This is a genomic window from Glycomyces sp. NPDC049804, assembly GCF_040674615.1.
Classification (GTDB): domain Bacteria; phylum Actinomycetota; class Actinomycetes; order Mycobacteriales; family Micromonosporaceae; genus Glycomyces; species Glycomyces niveus.
Window position 1 is genome coordinate 110,759 of sequence record NZ_JBFAMQ010000016.1, and the last position, 6,691, is coordinate 117,449.

Genomic DNA, 6,691 nt, shown 5'->3' on the forward strand with positions numbered 1-6,691 from the left:
GCCGCCGGTCCGGGCGCCCCGGCGCGGGGACCCTCTCGACGTTCATCGTCCCCGGCCTGATGCTGTTCCTGCTGTTCGTGATCCTGCCGGTGCTGTTCGCCGCGTACGTCTCGTTCTTCCGCTGGAACGGCCTCGGCGGCGTGCCGACCGAGTTCGTGGGGCTCGAGAACTTCCAGAACCTCCTCAAGGACGAGGTCTTCCTCGGGGACCTGTGGCGCCTGGGCCTCATCGTGGTCCTGTCCCTGCTCGTCCAGCTGCCGATCTCGTTCGGCCTGGCGATGCTGCTGCACCAGCGCTTCCCGGGGCGCACCGCGTTCCGGCTGCTCTTCTTCGTGCCGTACGTCCTCACCGAGGCGGTCACGGCCGTGCTGTTCCGCCTGGTGTTCTCGCCGCGGCGCGGGTTCGCCGACTCCCTGCTGGGAAGCCTCGGCATCGACGCGCAGATCGGATGGCTGTCCGACCGCAACATCATCATGTTCGTCGTCTTCGGCATCCTCACCTGGAAGTTCTTCGGCTTCCACATGATCCTGTTCCTGGCCGGGCGCCAGAACATCCCCGAAGAGCTGTACGAGGCCGCGGCCATCGACGGCGCCACGAGGGGCCAGGCCTTCCGCAACATCACGCTCCCGCTCATGGGCCCGACGGCGCGCATGATCGTGTTCCTGTCCGTGATCGGCGCCGTGCAGCTGTTCGACCTGGTGTACGTGCTCACCGGCGGCGGGCCGTTCCACGCCTCCGAGACCCTCGCGATCACCATGTACGAGCAGGGCTTCCAGCGCAACCAGATCGGGTACGCCTCAGCGCTGTCGATCGCGATGTTCCTGATCAGCCTCGTGTTCGCGCTGTTCTACCAGCGATTCGTCCTCAACCGCGACCTCCAGGGGTCGATCACCACCTCCGGGGGGACCCGCTCATGACGGTCACCATGCGCAGCGCGCGAATCCTGCGCCACACCGGTTTCTACATCGCCGCGTTCATCACGACCGCGTTCGTGGCGACGCCGATCCTGTTCGCGTTCCTCGGCGGCTTCAAGGACAACCAGCAGCTCCGCGAGAACGCGCTGGGCCTGCCGAACCCGTGGCACACCGCGAACTACACCGACGTCCTCGCCTCGGCCACGTTCTGGCAGCAGCTCTGGAGCTCCGTGTTCATCGCGCTCGTGACCACCCTCATCGTGGTGATCTGCTCGGCGATGATCGCGTTCGTGTTCGCGCGCTTCACCTTCCGCGGCCGAGAGGGCCTGTTCACGCTGTTCGCGGCCGGGATGATGTTCCCGTTCGCGGTGGCGGTACTGCCGCTGTTCATCATCCTGCGGACGTTCGAGCTGCTCAACAGCCCCTTCGGGGTGATCCTGCCGCAGGCGGCGTTCGGCCTGCCGCTGACGATCATCATCCTGCGCACCTTCTTCCGGCAGATCCCCGGCGAGGTCGAGGAGGCGGCGACGATCGACGGCGCGGGGCCGTGGCTGTTCTTCACCCGCATCCTGCTGCCGATGTCGCGACCGGTGCTCGCGACGGTGTCGGTGCTCGCGCTGGTCGGCTCCTGGAACTCGTTCCTGCTGCCGCTGGTCGTGCTCCAGAAGTCCACATGGTGGACGCTCCCGCTCGGCGTCACGCAGTTCAGCGGCCAGTTCGCCTCCGACACCGCGAAAGTGCTCGCCTTCGTCATGCTCGCCATGCTCCCGGCTCTGGTGTTCTACGCCTTCGCCGAACGGCATCTCATCAGCGGCCTGACCGCGGGCAGCACCAAGGGCTGAACCGATCGGTTCCGAGACGGGCCCGTGGGCCTCTCCTGGTCTACGGCTGGCAAGTTTCGCCGTGACCGGGACGCCCCGGGCCCGTCTCGTCGTTCGCGGGAACCGTTCGCGCCGCCCCGGCGTCCGAAGGACATGAACCGCAGACTCCTCATCGCATGCGCCGCGGCGGCGACCGTCGCCGCCGCGACCGCGTGCACCTCCCCCTCCCCCGACCCCACGATCGAGACGATCCCCTGGGTCCCCGTCTCCGCCCAGCTCGCGGCGTTCGACTCCTGCGACGACGCCCTCGAAGGCATCCAGGACGCCGCCATCGCCGCGTTCAGCCAATGGGAGTTCGACGACCTGGCCCGCAACGGCGGCGAGGAATTCGCCGTCGAGGACTCCGGGGCGACGAGCGCCGAGGCCCCGACCCAGGCCGCCGGCGACGACGCGTTCTCGGGCACGAACAACGCCGTTGCGGGCGTTGACGAACCGGACATCGTCAAGACCGACGGCACCTTCGTCTACAGCGTCATCGACTACAGCAAGCTGCGCGCGGTCGACGTCCGCACCGGCGAGGTCGCCGCCGAGCACGACCTCGCCGACGACGCGTGGAACCACCAGCTGTTCCTCGGCGACGACGAGCTGCTGCTGATGTCCAGCCTGAGCGCCGAGCGCGGCGACGAGTGGGTGAACGAGTTCCGGCTCGAGCGGCTCGACACCGCTTCGCTCGAAGTGCTCGACACGTTCACGATGGAGGGGTCCATGGTGGACGCCCGTCTCGTGGACGGCGAAGTGCGGCTGGCGATCGGCTCGCAGCCGCTCATCCAGCCGGTCTGGGACACCCTCTACACCGGCGAGGCCGACGAGTCCGACATCGCGGACGCGGTGCGGGACACCGAACTCGAGGACTGGCTCCCCTCGTTCGAGGTCAACGGCGAAGCGCACGAGGTCGACTGCGCCGAGATCGCGCACCCCGAGCGGTTCACCGGCGCCTCGGTGAGCGTCCTCGCCCTCCCCGCCGACGGCGGCTGGACCGAGGCCGCGCCGCAGACGGTGATGGTCGACGGCGAGACCGTCCACGGCACCACCGACAGCCTCTACCTGGCGCACTACGACTACGCCTGGGGCGACGACGAAGCGAAGGCCGAGAGCGAGATCTACCGCTTCGTCTTCGACGGCGGCCAGGCCCGCCTCGCGGGCGAGGCGGCCGTCCCCGGCAGCCTCCTCAACCAGTACTCCCTGAGCGAGTTCGACGGCCACCTGCGGGTCGCGACCACCGAGGACCCGACCGGCGGCGGCTGCGGCCCCTGGATCGACTGCCTGTGGGGCGGCCAGCCGGCCGAGGACGCCGAGCCGTCGAAGTCCACCGTCACGGTCTTCGCGGTCGGCGACGACTCGCTCGAGAAGACCGGCTCGGTCACGGATCTCGGTGTGGACGAGCAGATCTACGCGGTCCGCTTCATCGGCGACACCGGCTACGTGGTCACCTTCCGCCAGACCGACCCGCTCTACACGATCGACCTCGCCGATCCCGCGAACCCGGTCGTCACCGGCGAACTCAAGATCACCGGCTACTCCGGCTACCTCCACCCGGTCGGCCCCGACCGCCTGCTGGGCGTCGGCCAGGAGGCCACGGCCGAAGGCCAGACGACGGGCCTCCAAGTGAGCCTCTTCGACACGGCCGCGGCCGAGGCGACGGTGCTCGACCAGTACTACCGCGAAGGCGCGGACTCGCCGGTCCAATGGGACCCGCACGCGTTCCTGTACTGGGAGGACGCCTCGATCGCGGCGCTGCCCGTCTCGGACTGGGACATGGAGTACCAGTCCGGCGTCCTCGTCCTGGACATCGGCGCCGACACCCTGACCGAAGCGGCCTGGATCGACCACAGCGCGGCCGACGTCGACCCCTACAACACGCAGATCCTGCGCACTGTCGTGATCGGCGACCAGCTCTGGACCCTCTCCAACGCCGGCCTCCAATCCAACGACCTCGGCGGCGACTACGCCCAGACCGCCTGGATCGGCTGGTAAGACTCTCCTCCGGAGCCGGGAGGAGAACAGTTCGGGCCCGCACTGCTTTCGGGTGGCGGTGCGGGCCCGTCCTTCGGCCCACCGAGCCTTCAACTGGCTTTGTGCAGGTTTTCTGCGTGATAGCCTCTGAAAGAGGAGGTGTTCGGGATGCTGATCAGCTTCAAGGTGTCCAACTACAAGTCGCTCCGCGACCCCCAGGAACTCTCGATGCTCCCAAGCCGCCGCGACAGCGAGTTCGAGGCGCTTCCGGTCGCCGCGATCTACGGCGCGAATGCCTCCGGCAAGTCGAACCTGATCGAAGCATTGTTGTTCAAAGACCGCTTCGTCACTCGATGGATTGAACCGCTGCACCGACCGTTCCGTCTCGACCAAACCTCGACTGGACTTCCTACCTCCTACGAGATCGAATGCGACCTGAACGGAGTGCGGTACGAATATCGCCTGTCGGTCGCGGAGGGAAATGTCGACCGGGAGCATCTGAGCGCCTACCCTCAGAACCGGAAACGAGTCCTCCTCGATCGCACCGGGGAGAACATCATCATCGGCGCAACTATGACGAACCGTTCGGCGCTGCAGACTCTCTCTGCAGAAACGCCAGTTTATGCTCCGGCGCTGGCCATGGCGGATGTCTACAAAGCCACCGAGTGGCAGCCTTTCTGGAAATGGCTCAAGACAGATCTTAGACGAGGTGAATTCACCGGTGAAGATACGGTCGACGACCTTCCCTCAGCGGTCGAACGCCACCCAATCCTTGTCGATCTCGCCAAGAAGGCCGACCTCGGAATCACCGACCTCAAGGTATCCGATGTAAGAATGACCATAGAATCCGCAGGTGGAGCCGCCAGATCCTTTCTTCCCACGAACGACATTGAGCGCGCTTTCACGCAAACCTTCGAGTCGGAGATCGAAAGGGGCGCGGGCAAAACCGGTGCCCTCGCTCGAGCGTTCAAGGAGATCTCTCGCATGCGACACGTGGAGTTCTATCACCAGTCACATGCCGAGCCCTTCTCCGAGGGTGACGAGTCCCGTGGAACCATCTCGTTCCTGCTGTATATGGCGCACATTCTCGATGCGCTCCAAGATGGAGCCACACTCGTCATCGATGAATTCGACACCAGTCTGCACCCGCGCATCATCCCGCGGATCATCGAGTTGTTCCAGGACAAGCGCACCAACCCGAATAATGCGCAGCTGATCTTCTCGACCCACGACGCGACCCTGCTCGGGACCAGCTTCGGGGAGCCGATTCTCAAGCGCGATGAGGTCTGGTTCGTGGAGAAGCAGGAAGACGGCGCCAGCGAGTTGTACCCGCTGACCTCCTTCAAGCCCCGCAAGGAGCACAACCTCGAACGCCACTACCTCGGCGGCAGCTACGGCGGCGTTCCCGATATCCATCCGGAGTCGCTGGTCGAGATCGTGGCGGCGGCGAACAAGACGGAGTAGGCCTTTGCCCCGGAACAGGACCCGCCCCGACCACTGGCGGCAGCGTGAGCGCCGAGACAAGATCCTGGTCGTCATCGACGCCGAGGAGACCGAGCGCCAGTACCTCGAGCAGTTCAAAGGCAAGTCATCGCCGACGATCCCCCATGTCAAGATCGTCACCAAGAACAAGGACCCGCTCACGGTCGTGAATCATGCGATCCGGCTGTTCGACAGCGGCGACTTCGATGAGGCGTGGTGCGTCTTCGATGAGGACGACTACAAGGACGGCGGCACGTTCCAGAAGGCGATCGTCACTGCCGGGAAACGCCTCCGGCTGGCCGTGTCATGCCCTTGCTTTGAATTGTGGCTCTTGCTGCATTTCGAGGAATGCGGTTCTGAGCTCAACCAGAAGGAGGCGCGCCGACGCCTCCGGAAGCACCTCCCCGACTACGACAAGAGCGCACTGCGCTGCGAGGACTTCCAGCCGCACCAGGCGGATGCGATCCGTCGGGCCAGGACATTGGACGCTGGGCACAAGACGAACCATCAGAACCCGTCGACTGGCGTTTGGCGCCTCGTTGAGAGGCTGAGCGGAACAGGGTCCCGGTACTGAATCGGAGACAAGACCCGTCTCGCTCAGCCGCCAGCCTCCTCGCACGCAGCGCAACGCCCGCCTAGCGGCGGACCGGATACCGGAGATGGAGTGCGCGCTTCCCCTCCACGACGACCGGGTCTTCCAAGAGCAGGTGCTTGCCGCCGAGCTCGCCGAAATAGGGGATGCCTTCGCCGAACAGCACCGGGACGAGACTGACGCACACCTCGTCGACCAGGCCGAGCGCGAGCGCCTGCTGGGTCACGTTCGCACTGGCGATCGTCACATCCTTGCCGTCGGCGATCTCGGTCGCCCGGGCGATCGCGGACTCGACACTGTCGACGAACGTCGTGGTCGGCCAACGCTCGGCCGCGTCCTCCGGGGGGACATGCGTGACCACGACGACCGGCGCGCCGGCCGGGTGCTTGTCGCCCCAGCCGTCGGCGATGTCGAAGAGTCGCCGCCCGGCGATGAGCGCGCCGGTGTTCTCGGTCAAGTCTCGCAGCATCTGGGCGCTGGCCTCGTCGACGGCGAAGGTGACGGTCTCGTTGGGGTTGGGCACATCGACCGCTCCGGCCGAGTACCAGTCGAAGAGCTCGCCGATCTGGTCGTCCGGCTGCGCGATGTACCCATCCAGTGACATCGTCATGTGGCTGAAGATCTTGCTCATGATCGCTCCGATCCGCGAAAGGCGCCGGTTGGTCCCGCCGCTGCCGATTATGACGACGCGGACTGCCGAGACTCATCGATCCGTCCTGAAATCACCGGAATCTGGCGGCTTCGGTCGCGGGGGGGGGGGGGGGGCCCCCCCCCCCCCCCCCCGGGGGGGGGGGGGGGGGGGCGGGGCGCCCGCCGCGACGAGGCGGGGGGGGGGGGCGGGCGCCGGCGCCCCCCCGACGGACGCGACA

Annotated in this window: 6 protein-coding genes; 5 read left to right on the plus strand and 1 reads right to left on the minus strand. The window is 66.5% G+C overall.

Features of this window, described 5'->3' with window-relative positions:
- Window positions 1–59 precede the first annotated feature (59 nt).
- The 5 genes from AB0K52_RS21585 (at window position 60) to AB0K52_RS21605 (ending at window position 5,804) form a co-directional block, all read left to right on the plus strand.
- Window positions 60–917 carry a sugar ABC transporter permease gene (locus AB0K52_RS21585; protein ID WP_363535205.1) on the plus strand — a complete coding sequence of 286 codons (858 nt, stop codon included), beginning with the start codon at window positions 60–62 and terminating at the stop codon, window positions 915–917.
- Window positions 914–1,756: a carbohydrate ABC transporter permease gene (locus AB0K52_RS21590; protein WP_208497325.1), complete on the plus strand. Its 843-nt coding sequence runs from the start codon at window positions 914–916 to the stop codon at window positions 1,754–1,756. Before AB0K52_RS21585 ends, AB0K52_RS21590 begins: the two co-directional genes overlap by 4 nt.
- Window positions 1,757–1,888: 132 nt before the next feature.
- Complete coding sequence (locus tag AB0K52_RS21595; protein WP_363535208.1) at window positions 1,889–3,769, plus strand: beta-propeller domain-containing protein; 1,881 nt, start codon at window positions 1,889–1,891, stop codon at window positions 3,767–3,769.
- Window positions 3,770–3,916: 147 nt separating this feature from the next.
- The gene (locus AB0K52_RS21600) at window positions 3,917–5,212 is read left to right on the plus strand and encodes an ATP-binding protein (RefSeq protein WP_363535210.1); all 1,296 of its coding nucleotides are present in this window, start codon (window positions 3,917–3,919) and stop codon (window positions 5,210–5,212) included.
- Between the two features lie 4 nt (window positions 5,213–5,216).
- A complete protein-coding gene (locus AB0K52_RS21605; protein WP_363535213.1) occupies window positions 5,217–5,804 on the plus strand; it encodes an RloB family protein in 588 nt (195 codons plus the stop codon).
- A 61-nt stretch (window positions 5,805–5,865) separates the two neighbouring features.
- On the opposite strand, the gene AB0K52_RS21610 is transcribed toward AB0K52_RS21605, so the two are convergent.
- Window positions 5,866–6,453 carry a dihydrofolate reductase family protein gene (locus tag AB0K52_RS21610; protein ID WP_363535216.1) on the minus strand — a complete coding sequence of 196 codons (588 nt, stop codon included), beginning with the start codon at window positions 6,451–6,453 and terminating at the stop codon, window positions 5,866–5,868.
- Window positions 6,454–6,691: the final 238 nt, after the last annotated feature.

Coding starts and splice junctions, on each gene's coding strand:
- AB0K52_RS21585 (WP_363535205.1), top strand. CDS start 60: ATGCTGTTCCTGCTGTTCGTGATCCTGCCGGTGCTGTTCGCCGCGTAC.
- AB0K52_RS21610 (WP_363535216.1), bottom strand. CDS start 6,453: ATGAGCAAGATCTTCAGCCACATGACGATGTCACTGGATGGGTACATC.
- AB0K52_RS21595 (WP_363535208.1), top strand. CDS start 1,889: ATGAACCGCAGACTCCTCATCGCATGCGCCGCGGCGGCGACCGTCGCC.
- AB0K52_RS21600 (WP_363535210.1), top strand. CDS start 3,917: ATGCTGATCAGCTTCAAGGTGTCCAACTACAAGTCGCTCCGCGACCCC.
- AB0K52_RS21590 (WP_208497325.1), top strand. CDS start 914: ATGACGGTCACCATGCGCAGCGCGCGAATCCTGCGCCACACCGGTTTC.